The organism is Methylobacterium sp. NMS14P (genome assembly GCF_028583545.1).
Classification (GTDB): domain Bacteria; phylum Pseudomonadota; class Alphaproteobacteria; order Rhizobiales; family Beijerinckiaceae; genus Methylobacterium.
This window is the reverse complement of the sequence record NZ_CP087106.1, coordinates 790,525-816,087: the sequence shown is the minus strand read 5'-3', so window position 1 is coordinate 816,087 and position 25,563 is coordinate 790,525. Positions and strand designations below refer to the sequence as shown.

Genomic DNA, 25,563 nt, shown 5'->3' with positions numbered 1-25,563 from the left:
GATGCGGCGGCGGTCACCCCGCCTGAAGCATCTCCAGTTCCAGCCAGCGGTCCTCGGCCAGCGACAGCTCGGTCTCGGCCTGGGCCAGCATGGTCGAGGCCTTGTCGAACCGGGCCGGGTCGCGGGCGTAGAGCTCGGGGTCGGCCAGGATCGTCCGGAGCTGGGCGATCGCCGCCTCCAGCTTCTCGATGCGGGCCGGCAGGGTCTTCAATTCGTGCTGGTCCTTGAAGCCGAGCTTGGGCTTGCCCGACGGCGGGGCGGCCGGCGCGGCGGCGCGCTCGCGCGGCTCCTTCGTCTTCTGAGCGACGGTCCGCGCCTCGACGCCCTGGCCGCGCTGGACCAGCATGTCGCTGTAGCCGCCGGCATACTCGACCCAGCGGCCGGCGCCCTCCGAGACCAGCACGCTGCCGGCCACGCGGTCGAGGAAGTCGCGGTCGTGGCTCACCAGGATCAGCGTGCCCTGGTAGTCGCCCAGCATCTCCTGGAGCAGGTCGAGCGTCTCGAGGTCGAGGTCGTTCGTGGGCTCGTCGAGGACGAGGAGGTTGGCCGGCTGGGCCAGGGCCCGGGCGATCAGCAGCCGGTTGCGCTCGCCGCCGGACAGCACCGAGACCGGCGTGCGCGCCTGCTCGGGCGTGAACAGGAAGTCCTTGAGGTAGCCGATCACGTGGCGGCTCTGGCCGTTCACCGTGACGCTGTCGCCGCGGCCGCCGGTCAGGACGTCGGTGACGGTCATCCCGGGCTCCAGCACGGCGCGGGCCTGATCGAGCACCACCGGCAGCAGGTTGGTGCCGAGCACGACCTGCCCGGCATCCGGCGCGAGCCGGCCCATCAGCAGGTTGATCAGGGTACTCTTGCCCGCGCCGTTCGCCCCGACGATGCCGAGCCGGTCCCCCCGCATGACCCGCAGGGACAGCCCGTCGACGATCTTGCGCTCACCGTAGCTCTTCGCGATGTCGCGGGCCTCGACGACGAGGCTCCCGGAGGATTCCGCGTCGGAGGCCTGCATGCTGACGCTGCCCACCGGGCGACGCACCTCGCGGCGGTTCTGGCGCAGCTCGTGCAGGTTGCCGAGCCGGCGGACGTTGCGCTTGCGCCGCGCCGTGACCCCGTAGCGCAGCCAGTGCTCCTCGGCGGCGATCTTGCGGTCGAGCTTGTGCTGGTCCCGCTCCTCCTCCTCGAAGAAGGCGTCGCGCCACGCCTCGAAGCTGGAGAAGCCCTGGTCGATCCGGCGGGTCTCGCCGCGGTCGAGCCAGATCGTGGCCCGCGACAGGGCCGAGAGGAAGCGGCGGTCGTGGCTGATGAGCACGAGGGCCGCGCGGGTACCCTTCAGCTCCGTCTCGAGCCACTCGATCGCCGGCAGGTCGAGATGGTTGGTCGGCTCGTCGAGGAGCAGCACGTCGGGCTCCGGCGCGAGCGCCTGCGCCAGCGCGGTGCGGCGTCCCTCGCCGCCGGAGAGCTTGCTCGGATCCTCCGCGCCGGTCAGGCCGAGGCTCTCCAGCAGGTAGTGGGCGCGGTGGGTCGATTCGCCCGGTGGCAGGCCGGCTTCGACGAAATCCAGGGTGGTGGCGAAGCCCGTGAAATCGGGCTCCTGCGCGAGATAGCGGATCGTCGTGCCGGGCTGGACGAAGCGCCGGCCCCGGTCGGGCTCCGCGAGGCCCGCGGCGATCTTCATGAGCGTCGACTTCCCCGACCCGTTCCGGCCGACGAGGCAGGTGCGCTCGCCCGGCGCGATGGCGAGGCTCGCGCTCGTGATCAGCGGCGTGCCGCCGAAGGTGAGAGCGACGTCCTGGAGGGTGAGGAGCGGGGGAGCGGCCATGGGCCGGCTTATGGCAGCGTGGGGCGGCCTGTTCAAACGGCGCCGCCCCTGTCGATCGACGCGCGGTCAGGCGATCGGATTGGCCGGTCCCGTCGGCGGGCTGATCTCCGGCGCGCCCGGATCGTTGACCGGGATCTCGGGCGGGTGGACGCCCGGCGCCTCGGCCGGGGTGTTGCCGGGGATCTCCGGTCCGGGCGGCTGCGTCGGCGCCTGCGGCGGATCGTAGGGCCGGTCCGGCACGGGAGTCGGCTGCGGCGGTACTTCGGGGACCTGCCCCGGGTCGGCGAGGGTGTTGTCGGGCACCGTTATCCTCCGCGAGACCGACGGTGCTCAGCGGCACCGGTCCGGCGGAAACAGAGTGCGGCCGATCCGGTTCCGGAGCGCTACTTCTTCGTCAGCAGGAGGTTGCCCTCCTTGCTCGCCACCTTCTGGATCTTCTCGGCGAACAGGGCGAGCAGGAACGGCAGCTTCACTTCGAGGCGGACGCTCTCCGCGCCCACGTCGATCGTGCCGGCGATCTTCTGTGCCACCGCGGACACGCCGAAATCGAGGCGGTCCCCCGTCCAGGCGAGCTGGTCCACCGAGATGCCGCTCTTGGCCAGGAAGGCCCGCGCCTGATCCGTGCCGTGCTCGAGGCGCCGCTTGGCCTCGTCGCGGCCGAGGTCGTGCGGGATGTCGACGATGAGGGGCTTGGGCATGGGCGGGTGATCCGAGCTGAACCCGGCAGCAGATGGTGCGTCCGGGTCCGGCAGACAACGCCCCGGGAGCCGCCCCGCCCGCGCGGGGTTGAGGCGGGCCAGGGCCTCTAATCCGCGTGAGGGCTCAGTGCACCACCTGCAGCGACACGTAGGACGTGCCGCCCATGCCGAGAGCGCGGGCGGAGCCGCGCGACAGATCGATGATGCGGCCGCGCACGAAGGGGCCGCGGTCGTTGATGCGAACCACGACCGTGCGGCCGGTCCGCTTGTTCTCGACGCGGACGCGGGTTCCGAACGGCAGGCTACGATGGGCGGCGGTCAGTCCGTTGGGGTTGAAACGCTCGCCGTTGGCGGTGCGATGACCGCTCCCGTACCAGGAGGCCGCTCCGCTCTGCGCGGCGGCCGGGAGGCTTGTTCCGACGACGGTGGACAGCATTCCGAGTGAGACAACGAGCTTACCGAAACCGAACGACATTCTCGACGCATTCCCTTTGTTGTTGTCGGGGCGGCGCCAGTCGTGTCCGAAATCGGCCGGAATATGGCAGGCTTTTTCGGGCTGTCGGGGTCACATTTTGGCCGATTTCGTGCTGGTCATGCTGATTACATAGGGGCTTATTTCAGTTTGTTTCCGCTCTTGTTGTGGGTGATGCATTGCCGTGTCGTTCCGCGTATTCGCCAAGAACTGTCCGTGCCGGGCAGCGGAGCCGGGAAATAGGATATCTTTCTCAAGCCCTGCGCCGGGTGTGACCCTGCGTCCCGCTGAGGTGGAAGCGGGCGCGCCGGACCGCCTGTTCGCGACGATGATTGTCGTGGCGGCTGTTCACCAAGGACAGGCCATCCCGGCCGCGCGCCAACCGCCGCGATAGAGTGTTGTCGCCGCGCCCTGGAGACGCGGTGCACCGAAGTAACGATCGCTTAATCTGTCGGAGCATTGTCCGGGCGGCCGGTCGGCAAAAACTGCAGCCCCAGAACGGGACGCACCGGACGCGAATTCGACAACGCGACCTTTACCGTACCCGGCGCATGGTCTGCCGGTCAGTCGCGTAACCGGTGTTTGCCATGGCTTCCCCGCGTACCGTGGCTGCCGACGCCGTCGCCCGGAAACAGGTCTCGCGTGCCGGGCGGCCCGCGTCGGCGCCACGGATGGGTCTCGTACCCGCCCAGCGTTCCCTTCCCCTCGACCAGGTTCTCGTCGGGGACTGCATCGCGGCCATGAACGCCCTGCCGGCGTCGAGCGTCGACTGCGTGTTCGCCGATCCGCCCTACAATCTTCAGCTCGGCGACGCCGGCCTCCTGCGCCCGGACCAGAGCCGCGTCGACGCGGTCGACGACGACTGGGACAAGTTCGCGACCTTCGAGGCCTACGACACCTTCACCCGGGACTGGCTCGCCGCCTGCCGCCGCGTGATGAAGCCGAACGCGACCCTCTGGGTGATCGGTTCGTACCACAACATCTTCCGGGTCGGGAGCGCGTTGCAGGATCTCGGTTACTGGATCCTCAACGACATCGTCTGGCGCAAGGCCAACCCGATGCCGAACTTCCGCGGCAAGCGCTTCACCAACGCCCACGAGACCCTGATCTGGGCCTCGCGCTCGGCCGACTCGAAGGGCTACACGTTCCATTACGAGGCGCTGAAAGGGGGCAACGAGGACCTCCAGATGCGCTCGGACTGGTTCATCCCCCTCTGCACCGGCGAGGAAAGGCTGAAGGATGCGGAGGGCCGCAAGGTCCACCCGACCCAGAAGCCCGAGGCCCTGCTCGCCCGGACGCTGCTCGCGGCGACCAATCCCGGCGACGTGGTGCTCGACCCGTTCTTCGGCACCGGCACCACCGGCGCCGTCGCCAAGCGCCTCGGCCGCCGCTTCATCGGCATCGAGCGCGAGGCCACCTACGCCGAGGCGGCCCGGGACCGGATCGCCGCCGTGGAGACCCTGTCGAAGGCCGCCCTCATGGTGGCGCCGACCAAGCGCGCCGAGCCGCGGGTGCCGTTCCTATCGGTGATCGAGGCGGGCCACATCCGCCCCGGCGAGACCGTCACCGACGAGCGCCGCCGGTTCCGCGCCACGGTGCGGCCGGACGGCCAGCTCGACAACGGCCTCGTCATCGGCTCGATCCACAAGATCGGCGCGCTGGTGCAGGGCCTTCCGGCCTGCAACGGCTGGACCTTCTGGCACGTGGAGCGCGGCGGCAAGCCGGTGGTGATCGACACCTACCGGGCCGGGCTTCGCCAGGCGATGGCCAACGGCTGACACACCGCCGTCTTCGCGAGCGCGGCGAAGCAATCCAGCAGCGCCACGCAAACAGTGTCGCGCTGCCCCGGGTCGCGTCGCTGCGCTCGCGGTGACGGTCGACTACCGCTTCCGGGCCGGCCCCGACCGCCGGGCCGATGATCGGGCACGCGCCGGCGCGGGCGGGGGCTCGACCTCCCCGTCGAACAGTTCGTCCGCCTCTGGCGGCGGCGTCGGCGGCGCCTTCGGCTGGGGCTTCGGAACGGCGCGCACCCGCGGGCGCGGCTCGGGATCCGGCATCGAGAGCGGTGCCTCCATCGCCGCGAGCAGCGGCATCGGCGGCGGCTCCTTCCTGGGGCGCCCGCGCGGCTTCTTCTCGGGCTCCGGCTTCGGGTCGAAGGCGTGGGCCAGGACCTTGCGCATGAGGCCGGGCAGCGGCTCGTCGTCGAGGGCGCTGCGCGGCGTGAAGCGCGTGCCGGCCGGCGCCGGGGTCGCCAGCGCGACGCGGGCCACGAAGACCGTCAGCTCCAGGGGGAAATGCGTGAACCCGTGGCGGACGAGCCCCGGGAGACGCTTCCAGCGCGCGTCGAGGGGCGCGTCCAGCAGGGCGGCGGCGACGTCGTAATCCGGCTCCCAGGCGCTCCCCGGCGGCTCGGCCATGTTGCCGAGCAGCCCCTCGGGCGCGCGCGTCCGCAGGAGCACCGCCTCGTCGCCGCTGCGGATCGCCACGAAGGCGGCGCCGCGGCGGAGCGCGCCCTTGGCGACCTTGATCTTGCGCGGGAAGGTCTCCTGCGTGCCGAGCGACCGGGCACGGCAGGGCCGCATCCACGGGCAGAGCGCGCAGGCGGGGCGCCTGGGCGTGCAGATCGTCGCGCCGAGATCCATGAGCGCCTGGGCGAAGTCGCCCGGCCGGTCCTGCGGCACGAGCGCCTGCGTCAGGCGGCGGATCTCCGGCCGGCTGCCCGGGAGCGGCGTCTCCACCGCGTAGGCCCGGCTCAGGACCCGCTCGACATTGCCGTCGACGGCGGCCTCCGGCCGTTCGAACGCGATCGCGGCGATGGCGCCGGCCGTGTAGGCGCCGATTCCCGGGAGCTTGCGGAGGCCCTCGGCGGTGTCGGGGAAGCGCCCGCCGGCCGCCGCCACCGCCTTGGCACAGGCGTGGAGATTGCGGGCGCGGGAGTAGTAGCCGAGGCCGGCCCAGGCCGACATCACCGCCTCCTCGGGGGCGTCGGCCAGGGCGAAGATGTCGGGGAAGCGCGTCAGGAAGCGCTCGAAATACGGCCGCACCGCCGCGATGGTGGTCTGCTGCAGCATCACCTCGGACAGCCAGACCCGGTAGGGATCGGGCACCGCGCCGGCGAGCGCGCGCCAGGGCAGCACCCGCCGATGCCGGTCGTACCAGGCGAGCAGGTCGTCGGCGCGCGGTCCGGGACCGGCTTCAGGATCCGTGGCTGTGCGAGGCGGCATGGGCAGGTCGTCAGGGGTCGCGCTGCATAGCCGGAGCCCCGCGGCGATCATAGGGCGGCGAAAGCGCCGGCGCGTGCTCCCTTCGTCAACCATCCTGCGCTAACCTTCGCGGATCCACAGGGTCGGAACCACCATGGCGCGCGTCAAACCGCTGGCCGAGCTGATCGAGAGTTGCATCGGGCCGGCCTTCGCGGCGCAGGGTTTCGCGTCGACCGACATCCTGGCCGCCTGGCCGGAGATCGTCGGCGAGCGGCTGGCCCGCTACTGCCGGCCGTCCAAGCTGGAATGGCCGAAGCGCCGCCGGAGCGAGGCCGGCCCGCCCGAATCCGGCACGCTGGTCGTGCGTGTCGAGGGCGTCTTCGCGCTCGAGTTGCAGCATCTCGCGCCGGTGGTGATCCAGCGGATCAACGCCCATTACGGCTGGGCCTGCGTCTCCCGGATCGTGCTGCAGCAGGACCGGGTCGGGCGCGGGGGTCGGGCGCCCGCGCGCCCCCGCGTCGATCCGGCCGCCGCCGTCGAGGTCCAGCGCGCCGTGGCGGGAATCGCCGATGACGGCCTGCGCGCGGCCCTCGACCGCCTCGGCACCGCCGCCGTGGCGACGCGTCCCGAGCGGTGAACGGTCGATTCGGTCACCTTGCCAGGACGGTCGCGCCCGAGTACCGGCATCCGGACGCCACGACTGATCAATCCGGCGGAGCCTGCCCGATGACGACGCGACGCGACGCTCTCAAGTTCTCCGGCCTCGCCCTCGGCGCCGGCCTCGCCCTGCCCTATCTCGGGCGGCCCGCCCGGGCGCAGAATTCCGAGATGGCGGCCCTCCTGCAGCCGGGCCCCCTCGGCGATGTCTGGCTCGGCCCGGCGGACGCCAAGTGCACGATCATCGAGTACGCCTCGATGACCTGCTCGCACTGCGCGGCTTTCCACCGGACCACGTGGCCGACCCTCAAGGAGCGCTACATCGACACCGGCAAGGTGCGGTTCACGCTCCGCGAATTCCCCCTCGACCCGCTGGCCACCGCGGCCTTCATGCTGGCGCGCTGCCAGGGCGATTCCAAGTATTACCCGATCACCGACCTGCTGTTCGACCAGCAGTCCGCCTGGGCCTTCACGCCGAAGCCCGTGGACGCGCTGGAGCAGATGCTGCGGCAGGCGGGCTACAACAAGCAGACCTTCGAGGCCTGCCTGAAGGACCAGAAAATCTACAGCGCGGTCAACGCCGTGAAGCAGCGCGGCCTCGACGTCTTCAAGGTGGATTCGACCCCGACCTTCTTCATCAACGGTGAGCGCTACACCGGCGAGATGACGGTCGAGGGCATGGAGAAGGTGATCAAGCCGATCATCGGCGCCTGATCGAGCGGCCGGGGCCTCGCACGCAGCGCGGTTCCGGCGCGTCGCTCCGAGTTGGAATACCAAACTAAAATCAATTACTTACGGCGTATGGGGTTCGCCTTGACACTCAAGATAGGCGAAACTATGGTGCGCCCCGCTTGCTGGGGGTGTCCAGCCGGTTCCACAGCCTCCCGCCCGATGAGTTTTGAGCCGTGAACGGCGACGATCCGAGGGACGGGAGAGGGGCCGAGCAGACGCCGACGGACAGCGAACTCTCCGCGAGGCTCAGACGTCTCGAGACGCAGATCGAACGGAAGCGGCCGCAGGCTGCTCCCGGTCATTCCACGCGCCCTCGGAACGGCGGGCCATCCTCGCTGGGCCAGGCCATGACGCTCTCCACGGAGTTCGTCGCGGGCGTGATCGCGGGGGGCATACTCGGCTGGATCGTCGATCATGTCTTCGGGACGAAGCCCTGGGGCCTGATCGTCCTCCTGATGCTGGGGTTCGTCGCGGGGGTCTACAACGTGATGCGGGTGTCGGGTTTCGCCGGCGCGCGTCCGGAACGGCGCGATCGGCAGGAGCCATAAGGCGCGCCGGTCACTGGGGAATGTGGGGCGGCCGACACCCGTCGGCGCGCCGGACAAGAAGGGCGGAAGCGGGAATGGCGGTCACGATCGACCCGATCCATCAGTTCGAGCTGAAGCCGCTCGTTTCGCTGGGCCATATCGGCCACCAGCAGCTCGCGTTCACGCAGTCGGCCCTCTACATGTTCGCCGCCGTCGGCGTGATCGCGCTCATCACCATCGTGGCGACCGCGTCCCGCTCGGTCGTTCCGGGCCGCATGCAGTCGCTGGCCGAGATCTTCTACGAATTCATCGCCGACACCGTGCACCAGGCGACGGGCGACGGCGGCAAGCGGTTCATGCCGCTCGTGTTCTCGCTGTTCATGTTCGTGCTCGTCCTGAACCTGTTCGGGATGATCCCCTACGCCTTCGCGGTGACCAGCCACCTGATCATCACGTTCGGCCTCGCCGCGCTGGTGATCTGCACCGTGGTGATCTTCGGCGTGATGAAGCACGGCACCCACTTCTTCGGCCTGTTCGTGCCGTCGGGCGTGCCGAAGCCGCTTCTCGCGATCCTGGTGCCGATCGAGGTGATCTCGTTCATCTCGCGCCCGATCAGCCTGTCGGTCCGTCTGTTCGCCAACATGCTGGCCGGCCACATCGCGATGAAGATCTTCGCGTTCTTCGTGGTTCAGCTGCTTCTCGCGGGCGCCTGGAGCGTGCTATCGCCGCTCCCGCTGTTCCTGACGATCGCGCTGACCGCTCTCGAGTTCCTCGTTGCGGCGCTTCAGGCCTACGTCTTCGCGACGCTGACGGCGATCTACCTCAACGACGCCCTTCACCCCGGCCACTGATCGGCCGGCTCCACCCGCCGCAAACGTCACTGCACGTTTCGATCTGAAGAGACCTCAGGAGTTACCATGGATCCCGTCGCTGCGAAGTACATCGGCGCCGGCCTCGCCTGCCTCGGCATGGCGGGTGCGGGCATCGGCCTCGGCAACCTGTTCGGTCAGTTCCTTGCCGGCGCCCTTCGCAACCCGTCCGCGGCCGACGGCCAGCGCGCCACCCTTCTCCTGGGCTTCGCCCTCACCGAGGCGCTCGGCATCTTCTCGCTGCTGATCGCGCTGCTGCTGCTCTTCGCCGTCTGATCGGCGCCGGAGCCCGCGGTCCCCGCGGTCTCCTCCCGGGCTCCCGCCCGATGAACGGGTGGACGCTCCCGCGACGGGGCGTCCGCCTTCGTCCGTCACCGCGTCGGCGGTGGCCTCTGCGAACGGTGTCAGTGTAGCGGTCTCATGGCGCAGCCCAATCCCCTCACCACGCCGCCCCCGGGCGCCGACACGCAGGTCGTGCCGGGCCATTTCGAGCATACGGAAGCGCATTCGGGCGCCTTCCCGCCCTTCGAGACCTCGGGCTTCCTGGCGCAGCTGATCTGGCTCGCCCTGGCCTTCGGCCTCCTCTACTACCTGATGGACAAGATCGCGCTGCCGCGGATCCAGTCGATCCTGCACGCCCGCGCCGAGCGCCTGCGTGCCGATCTGGACCAGGCGCAGGCGATGAAGGCCGAGGCGGATGCCGCCGGCGTGGCCTTCGAGACCGCCCTCCGGGATGCCCAGGGCAAGGCGCGCGACATCGCGCAGACCACCCGGAACGAGCTGGCCGCCGAGGCCGAGACGAAGCGCAAGGCGCTGGAGGACGAGCTGAACGTCAAGCTCTCCGCCTCCGAGGCGACGATCCGCACGCGGACCGAGGCAGCCATGGGCAACGTCCGCTCGATCGCCGGCGAGGCCGCGTCGGCCATCGTCGAGCGTCTGACCGGGCAGGCCCCGGACCGGACCAGCCTCGACCGCGCGCTCGACGCCACCGCACACTGACGGGATCCCACGATGCTGCTCGAAGCCGAATTCTGGGTCGCCGTCGCGTTCTTCATCTTCATGGGCATCGCCTGGAAGGCCGGCGCCTTCTCGACGATGCTCAAGGGCCTGGACGGGCGCGCCAACCGCGTCCGCCACGAGCTCGACGAGGCCAAGCGCCTGCGCGAGGAGGCGGCCGCCGTGCTGGCCGACTACAAGCGCCGCCGCGCCGAGGCCGAGAAGGAGGCCGAGTCGATCGTCGCCGGTGCCCGCGAGGAGGCCAAGCGCGCCGCCGAGGAAGGCCACCGCAAGCTGGACGACTTCCTGGCCCGCCGTACCAAGGCCGCCGAGACCAAGATCGCCCAGGCCGAGGCCCAGGCCGAGGCTCAGGTCCGCGCCGCCGCCGCGGAGGCCGCCGTGAAGGTCTCGGAGACGATCCTGCGCGAGCGGATGCAGGGCGACGCCGCCCAGAACCTGATCCGCGCGAGCCTCGGCGAGGTGCGGACCCGCATGCGCTCCTGATCCGGACGCAGCACCGCGACGTTCACGAAAGCCGCCTTCGGGCGGCTTTTTTCATGGTCGCGAGGTCCCGATGGCCGTCAGGCCCCTGTCGGCCCGCGCGCAGCGACGCGATCCCGGCCGGCGCGCGATCGGGGGACGGGCCGCGCGAGGCGGGCTTCCGACGACGGATCCGATCGGTGCTCGCCGCGGCGAACATCGAGGCCGCGACCGGCGTTCCCGACCGGTGAGGATGCGGAGACGTCATGGCGGAGAGACCACGGATCGTGATCGTCGGCGGCGGCGTCGCCGGGATCGAGGTGGCCACGAGCCTCGGACGCGGCGGACGGGCCGACGTGACCCTCGCCGATCGCAGCCTCTCGCACGTCTGGAAGCCGATGCTGCACACCTTCGCGGCCGGCACCGCCCGGGCCGACCGTCAGAAGGTGGACTTCTTCGCCCAGGCGCGCCGCAACGGCTTCCGCTTCCAGCCCGGCGCCCTCGTCGGCATCGACCGGCAGGCCAGGCGCGTCCGGCTCGCGGTCGAGGCCGCGGAGGGTCTCCCGGAGGTGGAGCGCGCCTACGACCTGCTGGTGCTCGCCGTCGGCAGCCGCGCCAACGATTTCGGCACGCCGGGCGTGGCCGATCATTGCCTGACGATCGACGACCTGACCGAGGCCGAGCTTTTCCACGAACAGCTGCGGTGCCATCTCCTGGCGCGGCTCGACGGCGGCGGTTTGCTGGAGATCGCCATCGTGGGCGGCGGTGCGACCGGCGTCGAGCTGGCCGCCGAGCTCAAGCACGCCATCAACCTCCTCGCGGCCTACGGCTCGCCCGACCTGCCGGGGCGCCTGCGCCTGACACTCATCGAGAGCGGGCCGCGCCTGCTGCCGGCATTTCCCGACAAGGTCTCCCGCGCCGCCGCCCGCACGCTGTCGGACCTCGACGTGGAGGTCCGGACCGGCGCCACGGTGACGGCGGCGGACGCGGACGGCTTCGTCCTGAGGGATGGCAGCCGCATCCCGGCCGGTCTGAAGGTCTGGGCCGCCGGCGTGAAGGCGCCGGACGTGCTCGCCGGCCTCGACGGCCTGGAGCGCTCGCGGACCGGGCAGCTCGTCGTCCGCCCGGACCTGCGCACCACCCGGGATCCGGCCATCGTCGCCCTCGGCGACTGTTCCAGCCTCACCGATCCCCGGACCGGCCGGCCCGTTCCGGCAACCGCGCAGGCCGCCCGCCAGGAGGCGCAGCATCTCGCACGGCATCTCGGCCGCGCGCTGGCCCGCGGGGACACGCCGGCCTCGGACCTGCCGCCGTTCCACTACGTCGAGAAGGGCGCGATCGTCTCGCTGGCGGACTTCAACGGCTGGGGCACCTTGGGCCGCTACACGTTCGGCGGCGGGCGCCTGAACGGGCTCTCGGCGCGGCTGACGCACGACCTCCTGTACCGTCAGCACCAGATCGGGCTCTACGGGCCGCTGCGCGGGACGCTGACGTGGGTCCTCGACGATCTCGACCACCTGATCAGCCCGCCGGTGCGGCTCGACTGAGACCGCCGGCGCGGATCCGTCCTCGGGACGCCGCTCGTTGCCGCCGGCGGCTCCGTGCCGGCGACCAGCGTCCGCGGCCTCAGTCCGGCCGTTCGCCCTCCACCGCCTTGGTCTCCTCGACCTCGGGGGCGACCTGCCCGTAGTTCAGCACCGCCACCAGCGTCACGCCGCCGAAGGTGTTGCCCAGGAGGGTCGGCAGGAAGAACTTCACCGCGTAATCGTGCAGCGACGCGGCGCCCGTGACCACGAGGTAGAAGGCCTCGACCGAGCCGGCCACGATGTGGGCGAGGCTGCAGAGCGCGACCAGCCACGTCATCAGGAGGATCACGAACGGCGCCGCGCTGGCGGTCGCCGGCAGGAACCAGACCATCAGGGCGATCATCCATCCGGCGAAGACGGCCTTGATGAAAGTCGCCCAGAAGCCGTGCGCGATGGCGTCGTGGCTGATCTCCGCGAAGGCCTTGAGGACCGGCGGCTCGAAGGCGCCCGAGTAGGCCAGCAGCGCCGCGATCGCGAGCGTGCCCAGGATGTTGCCCGACAGCACGATCATCCAGAGCCTGACGACGCGGAGCGCCGTCTTCACGGAGCGGTCGTGCAGGAGCGGCAGGATCGGCGTGATGGTGTTCTCGGTGAAGAGCTGCTGGCGCCCGAGGACGACGACCAGGAACCCGACCGCGTAGCCCATCGAGCTGACGATCTTGGCCCAGTCGGTTTCCGGCAGGTGGCTCCGCAGGACGCCCGGCACGATCAGCGACAGGGCGATGCTGAGCCCGGCCGCGAAGGCCGAGAGGAACAGCGCGAGGCCGTGGCGCCGCAGCTCCTCGTCGCCCTCGAGCCGGATGACCTCGTGCAGGACGTAGGCGTCGGGCCGGCCGATCTCGGAGACTTCCTTCAACAGCTCGTCCCGGCGCGCCTCGGGATCGGTCCGCTTGTCCTTCTCCCGCACCATCCGACAGCTCCGCTACGCAACACGATCGATCGGATTGAAGGAGTCAGGCCGAGAGCCGCGCCAGCAGGGCCTCGACGGCGCCGCGCGCCTCGGCGAGGGCCTCGGCGTCCCGGCTGCGCACGACGATCCGGTTGCGGAAGCCCTCCGGCGTGATCGCCGGGTACGAGCCGATCGAGACGGCGGGCCGCGCCTTCGCGATCTCCCCGAGTCCGCCCGCGTAGGTGCCCTCCGGGAGGCCGGCCGCCTCGATCGTCTCGGAGATCATCGCGGCGCCGCCCGTCAGCGTCGGGGCGATCGAGTCCAGCATGGCCTGCATGATGCTGGGCACGCCGGCCATCACGTGGACGTTGCCGATGCGGAAGCCCGGCGCCTTCGAGACGGGATTGGCGATCAGGTCGGCCCCGAACGGGATCCGCGCCATGCGCAGGCGGGCCGCGTTGAGGTCCTCGGGCTTGTGCCGCTCCAGCAGCATCGCCCGGGCGCGCTCGTCGACGTCGATGCCGACCCCGAAGGCCTCGGCCACGCAGTCGGCGGTGATGTCGTCGTGGGTCGGGCCGATCCCGCCGGTGGTGAACAGGTAGGTGTAGCGGGTGCGCAGGGCGTTGACCGCCTCGACGATCATGGCGGCCTCGTCGGGCACGACCCGCACCTCGCGCAGGTCGATCCCGGCGGCGGTGAGGAAGTCGGCGATGGTGCCGATGTTCTTGTCCTTGGTGCGACCCGAGAGGATCTCATCGCCGATCACGAGGATCGCGGCGGTGACGGATTCGGAAGGCTGGCTCATGGAACTCTGGCGTCGGGCGGGTCCTGCGGGCAGATAGCGCGACCGCGGCCCGCGACTACGTGAACCCCGAGGACCCCATGCAGTTCGCCGCGCCGCTGATGCCGGGACGGCTCGTGCAGCGCTACAAGCGCTTCCTCGCCGACATCGACACCGACGACGGCCGCGTCACCGTCCACTGCCCGAATCCCGGAGCCATGCTCGGGCTGAACGCGCCGGGCGCCCGCGTGCTGCTGTCGCGCTCGTCCAACCCGGCGCGCAAGCTGCCGCTCACCTGGGAGCTGGTGGAGGCCGACCTCCCCGGCGGGGCGCAGTGGGTCGGCATCAACACGATGCGGCCGAACGCGCTCGTCGCCGAGGCCTTCCGGTCGGGCGCGATCGTGGCGCTGGCCGGCCACGACGCGCTGAGGCCCGAGGTGCGCTACGCCGAGGCCAGCCGGGTCGACTTCCTGGCGAGCGGCGCGGAGGCCGGGCCCTGCCACGTCGAGGTCAAGAACTGCCACCTGATGCGGCGGGCGGGCCTGGCCGAGTTTCCGGACTGCAGGGCGGCTCGCAGCGCCCGGCACATGCGCGACCTGGCCCAGGTCGTGGCCGAGGGCGGCCGGGCGCTGGTGGTCATCGTCGTGCAGATGCGGGCCGAGGCCTTCGACGTCGCCCGGGACATCGATCCCGCCTTCGACCGGGCGTTCCGGGAGGCGCGCGCGGCGGGCGTGGCGGTCCGCGCCTACCGCTGCGCCGTCGGACCGGAGGGCGTTACCGTCGCCGCGGAGATCCCGGTGATCACGCCGCCCTGACGGCGTCGCGCTCGAACATCAGGTTGAGCCGCGAGCGCGCGATCTCGCGGTAGCCGTGGCCGGCCAGGTGCTGCAGCAGGTCGAGCTGCCACTGGCCGGTACCGTTCTCCACCAGCAGGATCCGCGGCAGCAGCGCGTCCGGCGCCTCGCGGAGGAACGGCTCCAGGATCAGGTCCTCGGCGCCCTCGACGTCGAGCTTGATGGCGTCGACCCGGGTCAGGCCCTCGCTGCGCAGCAGGTCGAGCAGCGTCACCGCCGGCACCGTGATCCGCGCCCCCTCGTTGGTGCCGACGATGCGCAGGCTCGACTCGCCGCGGTTGCGCGGATCGATGAACAGGGTCAGCTCGCCGGCCTTGTCGGCCACCGCGCAGGCGACCGCCTTGACGGTGTGGAACGGGTTCTGGGCGATGTTGTAGGTCAGGCGGTCGAACACGTCGGGCTGCGGCTCGACCGCGACGATCCGCGCGCCCGGGCCCGAGAAGGCGGCCACGCAGAGGGCGTAGGCGCCGACATTGGCGCCGATGTCGAGGAACACGCAGTCGTGCGGCAGGCGCTCCTGGAGCAGCGCCCGCTCCTCCGGATCGAAGAACTGCGGGGTGAAGAGCACCTTCTTCTCGCAGTTGTTGTTGTACGGGTGCAGCCGCATCCGCGCGCCGTAGCGCGTCACGTCGAGGGGCTTGCCCCCGAGCCGCGCGATGGCGATCCGGCGCAGGAACAGCGCGAGGCGCCGCCCGTACCAGGACTCGGCCGGGATCCGGTTCGTGCGGCGGGTGATCGCCGCTACGAGACCGGACGGTTCATAGGTGCCGTAGGGCTGCGTGTCCGTCATGACCGGGGCGGTTTGCCAGCCGGCGCCGCGACCCGCAAGCGGATCGATCCGCATTGCTCCGGCGCGCCCGGGTGGTCTAAGCCGTCGCCGAGCTTGATGAACACGGGTTGCGCGGCATGGAGTCCTTCAGTTCCGACGGCGTGCGGATCGCCTACATCGACGTCCCGCCGGCTGACGGGGGCGGCACGCCGATCCTGCTGATCCACGGTTTCGCGTCGAACCACGCGGTCAACTGGGTCAACACCCAGTGGGTGAAGGCCCTGACCCAGGCCGGGTACCGCGCGATCGCGCTGGACAATCGCGGCCACGGCGAGAGCGAGAAACTCTACGACCCGGCCGCCTACAGCTCCGAGGCGATGGCCGGCGACGCGATCCGGCTCCTCGACCATCTCGGCATCGCGCGCGCCCACGTCATGGGCTACTCGATGGGCGGGCGGATCACCGCCCACATCGCGCTGGACCACGCGGACCGGGTGCGCTCGGCCCTGATCGGCGGCCTCGGGATGCACCTGATCGAGGGCAAGGGCCTGCCGTCCGGCATCGCCGAGGCGCTGGAGGCGCCGGCCGGGACGCCCGCGCCGAATCCGACGGCCGCGGCCTTCCGCATGTTCGCCGAGCAGACCCGGAGCGACCTGCGGGCGCTCGCCGCCTGCATGCGCGGCTCGCGCCAGACGCTCAGCCGGGGCGAGCTCGCGCAGATCGAGGTGCCGGTCCTGGTCTCGGTCGGGACCCTCGACACGGTCGCGGGCTCGGGCCCCGGCCTCGCCGCCCTGATCCCGGACGCCCGGGCGCTCGAGATCGAGGGCAAGGACCACTCCACGGCAGTCGGCGCCAAGCCGCACCGGGACGGGGTGCTGGCCTTCCTGGCCGCGCAGCCCTGAGGCCTCAGCTCTTCAGCCGGTAGCCCGTGCGGAAGATGTAGGTCACGAGGCCGAGGCAGATCACCAGGAACAGCGCGGTCATGCCGAGGCTGATCGCGATGTTCACGTCCGCCTTGCCGAAGAACGCCCAGCGGAACCCGCTGATCAGGTACACGACCGGGTTCAGCAGGCTCACCGCGTGCCAGAACGGCGGCAGCATGCCGATCGCGTAGAAGCTGCCGCCCAGGAAGGTCAGCGGGGTCACCACGAGGAGCGGCACGAGCTGCAGCTTCTCGAACCCGTCCGCCCACAGGCCGATGACGAAGCCGAACAGGCTGAACGTCACCGCGGTGAGCAGCAGGAAGCCGATCATCCAGAGCGGATGGTCGATCCGCAGCGGCACGAACAGGGCCGAGGTCGCCAGGATGATCAGCCCGATCAGGATCGACTTCGAGGCCGCCGCCCCGACGAAGCCCAGCACCACCTCCAGCGGCGAGATCGGCGCCGACAGGATCTCGTAGATCGTGCCGGCGAAGCGCGGGAAGTAGATGCCGAACGAGGCGTTCGAGATGCTCTGCGTCAGCAGCGAGAGCATGATCAGGCCGGGCACGATGAACAGCCCGTAGGGCACGTCGTCGACCGCCGAGACCCGGGAGCCGATCGCCGCGCCGAAGACCACGAAGTACAGGGTGGTCGAGATGACGGGGGCCAGGATGCTCTGCCCGGCGGTGCGCCAGAAGCGGCCCATCTCGAACAGGTAGATGGCCCGGACCGCCGGCCAGTTCATGCTGAACGCCGCGCTCATGCCTGTGCCCTCTCCTCGCGCACGAGGCCCACGAAGATGTCCTCCAGCGAACTCTGTTCGGTGTGGAGGTCCTTGAAGCGGATGCCCGCCGCCGCCAGGCCGGTCAGGAGCCCGGTGATGCCGGTGCGCTCGGCGCGGGTGTCGTAGGTGTAGACCAGCTCGGTCCCCTCCCCGGCGAGCGCCAGGCCGTAATCGGCGAGTTCCGGCGGCACCGCGGCGATCGGCTGCTGGAGGTGGAGGGTCAGCTGCTTGCGCCCGAGCTTGCGCATCAGCGCGGCCTTCTCCTCCACCAGGATGATCGCGCCCCGGCGGATCACGCCGATGCGGTCGGCCATCTCCTCGGCCTCCTCGATGTAGTGGGTGGTGAGGATGACGGTGACGCCCTGCTGGCGCAGGTCGCGCACCAGGCGCCACATGTCCTGGCGCAGCTCGACGTCGACGCCCGCCGTGGGCTCGTCCAGGAACAGCACCCGGGGCTCGTGCGACAGCGCCTTGGCGATGAGCACCCGCCGCTTCATGCCGCCCGACAGGGTCATCAGCCGGCTGTCGCGCTTGTCCCAGAGGGACAGCGCCCGGAGGATCCGCTCGATATGCCCGGGATCCGGCCGCAGCCCGAACAGGCCGCGGGAGAAGCTCACGGTGTTCAGCACCGTCTCGAAGGCGTCGGTGGTGAGTTCCTGCGGCACGAGCCCGATCGCCCGGCGCGCGGCGCGGTAATCCGCCGCGATATCGTGGCCGTCGACCAGGACGGTCCCCGAGCTCGCGGTGACGATGCCGCAGACGATGTTGATGAGCGTCGACTTGCCCGCCCCGTTCGGACCGAGCAGCGCGAAGATCTCCCCGCGCTCGATGGACAGGTCGATGTCGCGCAGGGCGGTTAAGCCGGACGTGTAGGTCTTCGACAGCTTCGAGATGGAGATGATCGGCATCAGGGCCTGGCGCGAGCGGGGGCATGCACGGGGCCGGCAGCCATGATCCCGGCACCGGACACGCGGGGGGCCGACCGGGCGGGACGCCTCCGGCGGCGGGCGCCCCTATAGCACGCGGACTGACCGGCGCTGACCGAGCCCGTGTGTGCCACCGCACCGCGAGGACGCCCGCCGCTCACGTGCGGCTGAAGCGCTCCGCCAGCGCGAGGCATTCCTTTCGGAGATCCGGGTCACCGATGCGCGAGAAGGCGGTCAGCAGGGCGGCGCACTCCGCGGCGCTCGGGCCGCGGGTCGCCGAGGACCCCGACGGCCTCCGGAAGATCGTGACCGGGATGTTCAGCGCGTCGGCGATCTGGCGAAGCAGCACGTCCCGCTCGTGAGCAGATTTCGCCGCGCCGTCGAGATCGAATCCGCCCGCGTCCGTCATGATCTCTTCGAAACCAATCCTTCAGCCGAGCTCGGATGCACGGGATGCCCAACAGACGCCGATCGCGCGGCGCGCGGCACGACCATTCACACTTTCTCGGCGGGTGCAACCTACCGTTATGGGTTCGCCTTGGCAGAGCCGCTTCGAACAGAACACTCCGCCGGCCATCTGGAAGCGGAATGTTGTGCCGCTCATCTGCGATCGGCTCGGTCGATGCAGTTTCCGTGCTGAGTTTCTGTAAAGCAATACAATTGCCGGTAGCAGAGTTCCGGCGCTAGGCCGCTCGCCGAAGCGTGATCAGCGCGGCCAGACCGACAAGGGTCGCTGCACCGAGGATCCGGCGCCAGGGATTCACGCCGCGCACGAGCTCGTCGACCGCCCACCACGTCAGCGCGATGTCGGCCCCGAACGATAGCGAGGAGGTCGGCAGCCAGGAGGCCAGCGGTTCCCTGTCCTGGGCCAGCCAGGCCGCGAGGCTGAGGCCCGCGAACAGCCAGAGCGGCAGGTTCGGCCACTGCGCGACGGTGATCGCGCCGGTGGTCCGGTCCCGAAACATCCAGTCGACGGCCCGCCCGAAGGGTGTGCGCGGACGTGGGGACATGGCTCGAACCTTCGTGAGTTCCGGCCGGCCCGTGTCGTGCCGCGCCGCCGGATCAGAATGAGCCGACGGCTCCGGGGCGCGCCTTAACACATCGGTAACGTTAGCGAAGGGAAACCGTCGGTAAATCCCTAACGGATCCTGAAAGGACTCGCGAAAGATTCGTTAATCTGGTGATCATCGATCATCGGAACAGCGGCCAGTCAGCCGAACAACGAGGATCGATCATGAGCGCCCGCCTCGAAGACCTGAAGTTCATGCTGACGCTCAGCGCCGTGGTCCTGTTCGGCAGCGGCCTCGACGTCATCCTGCGCTGATCGCGCCGGTCAGCCCGGCCCGCGGCGCCGCGCCGCCGGACATGAAGGCGCGTCCGAGCGCCGCGCGGGCGGGCGACGGCCGGGCCGCCGAACCGTCGTCGCGGCCGGATGTGTACGGGACGGCTACCGCGCGCGCGGCGGTGTCCGCGGGACGGCGCGTCCCGGCGGTGTCGACGGTCGGGATCTGGCCGGAACGAAGGAAGCTCCGCAATTCCGCGGCCCGCGCCTGCCGCTCCGTCCGCATCTTGAGCACGGCGATCACGAGGCCGACCAGCCCGGCCGCCTCCAAGAACGCCGCGACCACGTAGCCCGCAGCCATCCGCTTCCACCAACCATATCGAGGGAGTGGCCGCACTCGCGGCGGCCGCCCTCCGATCTGCGGGGTCATGGTTAGCGGGACCTTAACGGCTGCGTAGATGGCCGCAGGCGCGCCGGGATCGATGTGCGACACCTGCACCGAACAGGCGGCGCAAGCGTCTCCCGTCAAACGACAATCGGGCGCCGTGCCGCGAGGTGCACCGGGCCCGGGAACGACCTCGGGACGCCGTTAGGCTCCGCCCGAGGCGCTACCACATGTCGAGGGCGACGCGGGCCTCGTCCGACATGCGGCTCTGGTCCCACGGCGGATCGAACACCATCGTCACCGCGCAGGACTGAACGCCCGGCACGGCGGATACCGCGTTCTCGACCCAGCCGGGCATCTCGCCGGCGACCGGGCAGCCGGGCGCGGTGAGGGTCATGTCGATCGCGACCTTCCGATCGTCTCCGATATCGACCTTGTAGATCAGGCCGAGCTCGTAGATGTCGGCCGGGATCTCCGGATCGTAGACGCTCTTCAGCGCCGCGACGATGTCGTCGGTCAGGCGATCCAGTTCCGCCGGCGGGATCGCGGAATCGCCGGCGACGGCGGGGGCGTTCATGCCGCCCGTGATGGTGGCGTCGGTGCTCATCGCTTCACTCTCCCCGGACCCGCGCGGGCGGGACCAGCCTCATCCCAGTATCAGGTGAACAGCATCTCTGCTCTGCCGAGCGCCTCGGCAAGGGCATCGATCTCGGCGGTGGTGTTGTAAAGCCCGAACGACGCGCGGCAGGTCGAGGTGACGCCGAACCGCTTGAGCAGCGGCATCGCGCAGTGGGTCCCGGCCCGCACCGCGACGCCCTGCCGGTCGATCACCGTGGCGATGTCGTGGGCGTGCGCTCCCTTCATCTCGAAGGCGATCACGCCGCCCTTGCCCGGGGCGGTGCCGATCAGTCGCAGGGAATTCATCGCGCCGAGCCGCTCCTGCGCGTAGGCGGTGAGCTTCGCCTCGTGGGCGGCGATCGCGTCGCGCCCGAGCGTCATCATGTACTCGAGCGCGGCGCCGAGACCGACCGCCTCGATGATGGCCGGGGTGCCGGCCTCGAACCGGTGGGGCGGATCGTTGTAGGTGATCGCGTCCTCGCTCACCGTCCGGATCATCTCGCCGCCGCCCTGGTAGGGCGGCAGGCGCTCCAGCCATTCCTTCTTGCCGTACAGCACGCCGATCCCGGTCGGGCCGTAGACCTTGTGGCCGGTGAAGACGAAGAAGTCGCAGTCGAGCGCCCGCACGTCGACGGGCTGGTGCACCGCGCTCTGCGCGCCGTCGAGCAGGACCGGCACGCCGTGGGCGTGGGCGATGCGCACGATCTCGGCGGCGGGCGTCACGGTGCCGAGCACGTTCGACATGTGGGTGATCGCCACCATCTTGGTCCGCGGCGAGAACAGCTTCTCGTACTCCTCGACCAGGAAATTGCCCTGGTCGTCCACCGGCGCCCACTTGATCACGGCGCCCCGGCGCTCGCGCAGGAAGTGCCAGGGCACGATGTTGGAGTGGTGCTCCATGATCGAGAGGATGATCTCGTCCCCCTCCCCGATCAGGCCGGCCCAGCCCATCGACGAGGCCACGAGGTTGTAGGCCTCGGTGGCGTTGCGGGTGAAGATGATCTCGTCGGTCGAGGCGGCGTTGAGGAACTGGCGCGTCGTCTCGCGCGCGCCCTCGAAGCCCTCCGTGGCGGCGTTCGCCATGTAGTGGAGGCCGCGGTGGACGTTGGCGTAGCCGGTCTCCATGCAGGAGACCATCGCGTCGATCACCTGCCGGGGCTTCTGCGCCGAGGCGGCGTTGTCGAGGTAGACGAGCGGCTTGCCGTAGACCTGCTGCGCCAGGATCGGGAAATCCTTCCGGATCGCCGCGACGTCGTAGGTGGGGGTGAGGACGGGTGCGTTCATGGTCGCGACCTTCCGAAGACTTCGCCGATCCCGGGAACAGCCCTCATCCTGAGGTGCCGGAGCGAAGCGGAGGCCTCGACGGAGGCCTCCAGCTGGCGTTGCGATCCCTGGATCCCTCGTTCGAGGTCCGCCGACGCGGTAGCCTCGGAACGGGATCAGGTTTCGAGAAGGGCCGGTCCGCGGAGCGGGACCGGCCGGGACGATCAAGCGCGCGCTGTCAGCCAGGCCTCGATCTCGCCGATCAGCGCCGCGCGGGCGCCCTCGTGCGTGACCGCCTCCACGGCCTCGCCCACGAAGGCCTGCACGAGCAGGCTCTCGGCGGTCGCGCGCGGCAGGCCGCGGGCCATCAGGTAGAACAGCAGGTCCTCGTCCGGCGCGCCGCAGGTGGCCCCGTGGCCGCAGGCCACGTCGTCGGCGAAGATCTCCAGCTCCGGCTTGTTCATCATCTGCCCCTCGTCGGTGAGGAGGAGGCAGTCGGACTTCATCTTGCCGTCGGTCTGCTGGGCAGCCTGACGGACGATGATCTTGCCCTGGAACACGCCGGTGGCGTCACCGTCGATGATCCACTTGAACTGCTCGCGGCCGACGCCGCCCACCGCGGCATGGTCGGCGAGCAGCGTCGAGTCGGCGAGCTGGCCCTTGCGCAGCATGGCGGCGCCGTTGACCACGACGTTCGTGTCGTCGCCCGCGACGTGGACGTAGATCTGGTGGCGCGACAGCACCGCCCCGGTCACGAGGTTCACGGTCTCGACCTGACCCTCGGCCTCGACCTTCAGCGACAGGGTCGAGAGCGCGACGGTGGCATCGCCCTCCGTGTTCAGGCGCGTGTGGCGGAAGGCCGCCTTCGGGCCGACCACCACGTCGAGGGCGTCGTTCGGCTGGCAGGTGAGCCCGTCCGGACCCTCGTGGCTCTCCAGCAGGCTGAACTCCGCGCCCTCGCCCAGCTGGACGAGCACGCGCGTCGCCGTCGAGAACGGCGTGTTCCCGGCGCCCACGAAGCGCAGGTGCAGCGGCCGCGCCGGCTTCGCGCCGGGCGCCACCGTGATCAGCGCGCCGTCCGCCAGGAAGGCGGTGTTGAGCTGGTAGACCGGGTTCTCCCGGGCCTGCGGCACCGGGGCGAGCTGCTTCAGGTCGACATGGGCCCGGGTCAGCGCCTCGGACATCGTGACGACCGTGACGCCCTCGGGGATCCGGTCGAGATCCGACAGCTCGCGGACGAGATGGCCGTTCACGAAGGTCAGGCGCGCGGCCTCGATGCCGGAGAAGCCCTTCGCCCCGGCGACGGCCGCCCGGGCGACGTCGAGGCTCGGCGCCTCCGCCGGGGGCGCGGCCTCCGAGATCGCGGCGCGCAGGTCCGTGTACTTGAACGCCTCGACCCGCCGGCTCGGCAAGCCGGTCGCCTCGAAGAAGCGGAAGGCCTCCTCGCGGGCGATCGCCTTCTCACTGGCGAAGCTCTGGCGGGCGGTCTCGAACAACTTCGACAGGCCGGCCTCGGCGGGGGAGCGGAGGTTGGTGACGTCGGCCATGGCTCAGGCGGCCTCCCCGGTGCGGTACTCGGCGTAGCCGGAGGCCTCGAGCTCGAGGGCCAGCTCCTTGCCGCCGGTCTTCACGATCTGACCCTTCGACATGACGTGCACGGTGTCGGGCACGATGTGGTTGAGCAGCCGCTGGTAGTGGGTGATCACCAGGAACGAGCGGCCCTGGTCGCGGAGCGCGTTCACGCCCTCGGAGACGATGCGCAGGGCGTCGATGTCGAGGCCGGAATCGGTCTCGTCGAGCACGCAGAACTTCGGCTGCAGCAGCGCCATCTGGAGGATCTCCATGCGCTTCTTCTCGCCGCCGGAGAAGCCGACGTTGAGGGCGCGCTTGAGCATCTCCTTGTTGATCTCGAGCTTGTCGGCCGCGCCGTTCACCGCGCGGATGAAGTCCGGGGTCGACAGCTCGGCCTCGCCGCGCGCCTTGCGCTGCGCGTTCAGGCAGGCCTTGAGGAAGGTCATGGTGCCGACGCCGGGGATCTCCAGCGGGTACTGGAAGGCCAGGAAGATGCCGGCCGCGGCGCGCTCGTCGGCGGCCATCTCCAGCACGTTCTGCCCGTCGAGCAGGATCTCGCCGTCGAGGACCTCGTAGTCCTCCTTGCCGGCGATCACGTAGGAGAGCGTCGACTTGCCCGAGCCGTTCGGGCCCATGATCGCCGCGACCTCGCCGTCGTTCACGGTCAGGTTCAGGCCGTTCAGGATGCGGTTGTCCTCGATCTGCACGACGAGGTTCTTGATTTCCAGCATGTCAGTCCAAGTCCTTCAAAACCATTCGTCCCGCATCGCCCGCAGGAACGCGGCGCTCCCGGCCGGGTAGCCGGAGAGGTCGCCGATCACCGCGTCGATGCCGCACCGGGGACAGAGGGCGGTGCCGTCATCGGCGATCCAGCCCGCGATCTCGTCCGGCGCGAAAACCTCGAGCCAGAAGAAGCATCCGCACAGGACGCTACTCCTGACCTCGTCGGCGTGCCGCGCGCTGTGCCGATGGGCCGCCCGCAGCACGCCGTCGTCGTAGCTGCCCAGGCGGTCAGCCCACCGAGCCTTCCAGGCTGATCGAGATCAGCTTCTGGGCCTCGACGGCGAACTCCATGGGCAGCTGCTGCAGCACGTCCCGGACGAAGCCGTTGACGATGAGCGCGGTCGCCTCCTCCTCGGAGAGGCCGCGCTGCTGGCAGTAGAACTTCTGCTCCTCGGAGATCTTCGAGGTGGTGGCCTCGTGCTCGAAGACGGCCGAGGCGTTCTTCGACTCGATGTACGGCACGGTGTGCGCGCCGCACTGATCGCCGATCAGCAGGGAGTCGCAGTTCGTGAAGTTGCGCGCGCCCTTGGCCTTCCGGTGCGCCGAGACGAGGCCCCGGTAGGTGTTCTGCGACCGGCCGGCCGAGATGCCCTTCGAGATGATCCGGCTCGTCGTGTTCTTGCCGAGGTGGATCATCTTGGTGCCGGAATCGACCTGCTGCATGCCGTTCGACACCGCGATCGAGTAGAACTCGCCGCGCGAATCGTCGCCGCGCAGGATGCAGGACGGGTACTTCCAGGTGATCGCCGAGCCGGTCTCGACCTGGGTCCACGAGATCTTCGAGCGGGCGCCGCGGCAATCGCCGCGCTTCGTCACGAAGTTGTAGATGCCACCCTTGCCCTCGTTGTCGCCCGGGTACCAATTCTGAACGGTCGAGTACTTGATCTCGGCATCATCCAGGGCGACCAACTCGACCACCGCGGCGTGGAGCTGATTGTCGTCGCGCTTCGGGGCGGTGCAACCCTCGAGATACGAGACGTAACTGCCCTTGTCGGCGATGATCAGCGTGCGCTCGAACTGGCCGGTGTCGCGCTCGTTGATGCGGAAATAGGTCGACAGCTCCATCGGGCAGCGGACGCCCGGCGGGATGTAGACGAACGACCCGTCGGAGAAGACGGCCGAGTTCAGCGTCGCGAAGAAGTTGTCGGTCACCGGCACCACCGAGCCCAGGTACTTCTGCACCAGCTCGGGATATTCCTGCACGGCCTCGGAGATCGGCATGAAGATCACGCCGGCCTTCGACAGCTCCTTCTTGAAGGTGGTGGCCACCGAGACCGAGTCGAACACGGCGTCGACCGCGACGCGGCGCTCGGGCGCGATGCCTTCCAGCACCTCGACCTCGCGCAGCGGGATGCCGAGCTTCTCGTAGGTCTTCAGGATCTCGGGATCGATCTCGTCGAGCGACATCGCCGCCGGGCGCTTGGGTGCCGCGTAGTAATAGATGTCGTTGTAGTCGACCTTGTCGTAGGAGACCCGGGCCCACTCCGGCTCCTTCATGGTCAGCCAGCGCCGATAGGCGTCGAGGCGCCACTCCAGCAGCCACGCGGGCTCGTTCTTCTTGGCCGAGATGAAGCGGACGACGTCCTCGGAGATGCCCTTCTCGGACTTCTCCATCTCGATCGTGGTCTCGAACCCGTACTTGTACTGGTCGAGGTCGATCGAGCGGACCCGGTCGATGGTTTCCTGCACAGCAGGCAT

30 protein-coding genes are annotated in these 25,563 nt (G+C 70.1%); 11 read left to right on the top strand and 19 right to left on the bottom strand.

Going from position 1 to position 25,563, the window contains the following annotated elements; genetic code table 11:
• Nucleotides 1-13: 13 nt before the first annotated feature.
• The 4 genes from LOK46_RS03855 to LOK46_RS03840 form a co-directional block, all read right to left on the bottom strand.
• A complete protein-coding gene (locus LOK46_RS03855) occupies nt 14-1,816 on the bottom strand; it encodes an ATP-binding cassette domain-containing protein (RefSeq protein ID WP_273562563.1) in 1,803 nt (600 codons plus the stop codon).
• Between the two features lie 66 nt (nt 1,817-1,882).
• Nucleotides 1,883-2,119 (bottom strand): hypothetical protein, encoded by a 237-nt coding sequence (locus tag LOK46_RS03850; protein WP_273562562.1) that lies wholly within the window; start codon nt 2,117-2,119, stop codon nt 1,883-1,885.
• Between the two features lie 80 nt (nt 2,120-2,199).
• Nucleotides 2,200-2,514 carry a polyhydroxyalkanoic acid system family protein gene (locus LOK46_RS03845; protein WP_273562561.1) on the bottom strand — a complete coding sequence of 105 codons (315 nt, stop codon included), beginning with the start codon at nt 2,512-2,514 and terminating at the stop codon, nt 2,200-2,202.
• Nucleotides 2,515-2,638: 124 nt separating this feature from the next.
• The gene (locus LOK46_RS03840; RefSeq protein WP_273562560.1) at nt 2,639-2,989 is read right to left on the bottom strand and encodes a septal ring lytic transglycosylase RlpA family protein; all 351 of its coding nucleotides are present in this window, start codon (nt 2,987-2,989) and stop codon (nt 2,639-2,641) included.
• Nucleotides 2,990-3,573: 584 nt separating this feature from the next.
• On the opposite strand from LOK46_RS03840, the gene LOK46_RS03835 reads away from it, so the two are divergent.
• A complete protein-coding gene (locus LOK46_RS03835; protein WP_273562559.1) occupies nt 3,574-4,764 on the top strand; it encodes a site-specific DNA-methyltransferase in 1,191 nt (396 codons plus the stop codon).
• Nucleotides 4,765-4,866: 102 nt separating this feature from the next.
• Here the strand turns inward: LOK46_RS03835 and mutY are convergent, their stop codons facing one another.
• Nucleotides 4,867-6,210 (bottom strand): A/G-specific adenine glycosylase, encoded by a 1,344-nt coding sequence (gene mutY, locus LOK46_RS03830; protein ID WP_273562558.1) that lies wholly within the window; start codon nt 6,208-6,210, stop codon nt 4,867-4,869.
• A gap of 133 nt (nt 6,211-6,343) precedes the next feature.
• Between mutY and LOK46_RS03825 the strand changes: the two genes are divergently transcribed.
• The 8 genes from LOK46_RS03825 (at nt 6,344) to LOK46_RS03790 (ending at nt 11,997) form a co-directional block, all read left to right on the top strand.
• Nucleotides 6,344-6,826, top strand: a complete 483-nt coding sequence (locus LOK46_RS03825) for a DUF721 domain-containing protein (RefSeq protein WP_273562557.1) — start codon at nt 6,344-6,346, stop codon at nt 6,824-6,826.
• 89 nt (nt 6,827-6,915) lie between these two features.
• On the top strand, nt 6,916-7,560 hold the full coding sequence (locus tag LOK46_RS03820; protein WP_273562556.1) for a DsbA family protein: 645 nt from the start codon (nt 6,916-6,918) through the stop codon (nt 7,558-7,560).
• Nucleotides 7,561-7,751: 191 nt separating this feature from the next.
• On the top strand, nt 7,752-8,126 hold the full coding sequence (locus LOK46_RS03815; RefSeq protein ID WP_273562555.1) for an AtpZ/AtpI family protein: 375 nt from the start codon (nt 7,752-7,754) through the stop codon (nt 8,124-8,126).
• 74 nt (nt 8,127-8,200) lie between these two features.
• Nucleotides 8,201-8,956 carry a F0F1 ATP synthase subunit A gene (locus LOK46_RS03810; protein WP_273562554.1) on the top strand — a complete coding sequence of 252 codons (756 nt, stop codon included), beginning with the start codon at nt 8,201-8,203 and terminating at the stop codon, nt 8,954-8,956.
• Nucleotides 8,957-9,022: 66 nt separating this feature from the next.
• The gene (locus LOK46_RS03805; protein WP_007566773.1) at nt 9,023-9,250 is read left to right on the top strand and encodes a F0F1 ATP synthase subunit C; all 228 of its coding nucleotides are present in this window, start codon (nt 9,023-9,025) and stop codon (nt 9,248-9,250) included.
• A 144-nt stretch (nt 9,251-9,394) separates the two neighbouring features.
• Nucleotides 9,395-9,973: a F0F1 ATP synthase subunit B family protein gene (locus tag LOK46_RS03800; protein WP_273562553.1), complete on the top strand. Its 579-nt coding sequence runs from the start codon at nt 9,395-9,397 to the stop codon at nt 9,971-9,973.
• A gap of 15 nt (nt 9,974-9,988) precedes the next feature.
• Complete coding sequence (locus LOK46_RS03795; RefSeq protein ID WP_273564531.1) at nt 9,989-10,474, top strand: F0F1 ATP synthase subunit B family protein; 486 nt, start codon at nt 9,989-9,991, stop codon at nt 10,472-10,474.
• A gap of 242 nt (nt 10,475-10,716) precedes the next feature.
• On the top strand, nt 10,717-11,997 hold the full coding sequence (locus LOK46_RS03790) for an NAD(P)/FAD-dependent oxidoreductase (protein ID WP_273562552.1): 1,281 nt from the start codon (nt 10,717-10,719) through the stop codon (nt 11,995-11,997).
• 79 nt (nt 11,998-12,076) lie between these two features.
• On the opposite strand, the gene LOK46_RS03785 is transcribed toward LOK46_RS03790, so the two are convergent.
• Together LOK46_RS03785 and LOK46_RS03780 are read right to left on the bottom strand one after the other, a co-directional pair.
• Nucleotides 12,077-12,946 carry a formate/nitrite transporter family protein gene (locus tag LOK46_RS03785; protein WP_273562551.1) on the bottom strand — a complete coding sequence of 290 codons (870 nt, stop codon included), beginning with the start codon at nt 12,944-12,946 and terminating at the stop codon, nt 12,077-12,079.
• A 43-nt stretch (nt 12,947-12,989) separates the two neighbouring features.
• The gene (locus LOK46_RS03780) at nt 12,990-13,730 is read right to left on the bottom strand and encodes a competence/damage-inducible protein A (protein WP_273562550.1); all 741 of its coding nucleotides are present in this window, start codon (nt 13,728-13,730) and stop codon (nt 12,990-12,992) included.
• Nucleotides 13,731-13,807: 77 nt separating this feature from the next.
• Between LOK46_RS03780 and sfsA the strand changes: the two genes are divergently transcribed.
• A complete protein-coding gene (gene sfsA / locus LOK46_RS03775) occupies nt 13,808-14,521 on the top strand; it encodes a DNA/RNA nuclease SfsA (protein ID WP_273562549.1) in 714 nt (237 codons plus the stop codon).
• Here sfsA and LOK46_RS03770 read toward each other — a convergent pair.
• On the bottom strand, nt 14,508-15,350 hold the full coding sequence (locus LOK46_RS03770) for an FkbM family methyltransferase (protein WP_273562548.1): 843 nt from the start codon (nt 15,348-15,350) through the stop codon (nt 14,508-14,510). The two genes, sfsA and LOK46_RS03770, sit on opposite strands and share 14 nt — an antisense overlap.
• A 116-nt stretch (nt 15,351-15,466) precedes the next feature.
• On the opposite strand from LOK46_RS03770, the gene LOK46_RS03765 reads away from it, so the two are divergent.
• The gene (locus tag LOK46_RS03765; RefSeq protein ID WP_273562547.1) at nt 15,467-16,231 is read left to right on the top strand and encodes an alpha/beta fold hydrolase; all 765 of its coding nucleotides are present in this window, start codon (nt 15,467-15,469) and stop codon (nt 16,229-16,231) included.
• 4 nt (nt 16,232-16,235) lie between these two features.
• On the opposite strand, the gene LOK46_RS03760 is transcribed toward LOK46_RS03765, so the two are convergent.
• The 11 genes from LOK46_RS03760 to sufB form a co-directional block, all read right to left on the bottom strand.
• On the bottom strand, nt 16,236-16,997 hold the full coding sequence (locus LOK46_RS03760) for an ABC transporter permease (RefSeq protein ID WP_041372495.1): 762 nt from the start codon (nt 16,995-16,997) through the stop codon (nt 16,236-16,238).
• A 14-nt stretch (nt 16,998-17,011) separates the two neighbouring features.
• On the bottom strand, nt 17,012-17,947 hold the full coding sequence (locus LOK46_RS03755; RefSeq protein ID WP_273564530.1) for an ABC transporter ATP-binding protein: 936 nt from the start codon (nt 17,945-17,947) through the stop codon (nt 17,012-17,014).
• 172 nt (nt 17,948-18,119) lie between these two features.
• Nucleotides 18,120-18,371 carry a hypothetical protein gene (locus tag LOK46_RS03750; RefSeq protein WP_273562546.1) on the bottom strand — a complete coding sequence of 84 codons (252 nt, stop codon included), beginning with the start codon at nt 18,369-18,371 and terminating at the stop codon, nt 18,120-18,122.
• 274 nt (nt 18,372-18,645) lie between these two features.
• On the bottom strand, nt 18,646-18,972 hold the full coding sequence (locus tag LOK46_RS03745) for a hypothetical protein (RefSeq protein ID WP_273562545.1): 327 nt from the start codon (nt 18,970-18,972) through the stop codon (nt 18,646-18,648).
• Between the two features lie 300 nt (nt 18,973-19,272).
• Nucleotides 19,273-19,605 carry a hypothetical protein gene (locus LOK46_RS03740; RefSeq protein ID WP_273562544.1) on the bottom strand — a complete coding sequence of 111 codons (333 nt, stop codon included), beginning with the start codon at nt 19,603-19,605 and terminating at the stop codon, nt 19,273-19,275.
• A gap of 247 nt (nt 19,606-19,852) precedes the next feature.
• A complete protein-coding gene (locus LOK46_RS03735; protein ID WP_273562543.1) occupies nt 19,853-20,236 on the bottom strand; it encodes an SUF system Fe-S cluster assembly protein in 384 nt (127 codons plus the stop codon).
• Nucleotides 20,237-20,286: 50 nt separating this feature from the next.
• Complete coding sequence (locus LOK46_RS03730; RefSeq protein ID WP_273562542.1) at nt 20,287-21,531, bottom strand: cysteine desulfurase; 1,245 nt, start codon at nt 21,529-21,531, stop codon at nt 20,287-20,289.
• A 203-nt stretch (nt 21,532-21,734) separates the two neighbouring features.
• Entirely contained in the window at nt 21,735-23,057 is a 1,323-nt protein-coding gene (locus tag LOK46_RS03725; RefSeq protein ID WP_273562541.1) for a SufB/SufD family protein, read from the bottom strand.
• A 3-nt stretch (nt 23,058-23,060) separates the two neighbouring features.
• Complete coding sequence (gene sufC / locus LOK46_RS03720; protein ID WP_020093412.1) at nt 23,061-23,813, bottom strand: Fe-S cluster assembly ATPase SufC; 753 nt, start codon at nt 23,811-23,813, stop codon at nt 23,061-23,063.
• 15 nt (nt 23,814-23,828) lie between these two features.
• On the bottom strand, nt 23,829-24,068 hold the full coding sequence (locus LOK46_RS03715; RefSeq protein WP_273562540.1) for a cytoplasmic protein: 240 nt from the start codon (nt 24,066-24,068) through the stop codon (nt 23,829-23,831).
• Between the two features lie 25 nt (nt 24,069-24,093).
• Nucleotides 24,094-25,563 (bottom strand): Fe-S cluster assembly protein SufB, encoded by a 1,470-nt coding sequence (sufB, locus tag LOK46_RS03710; protein WP_273562539.1) that lies wholly within the window; start codon nt 25,561-25,563, stop codon nt 24,094-24,096.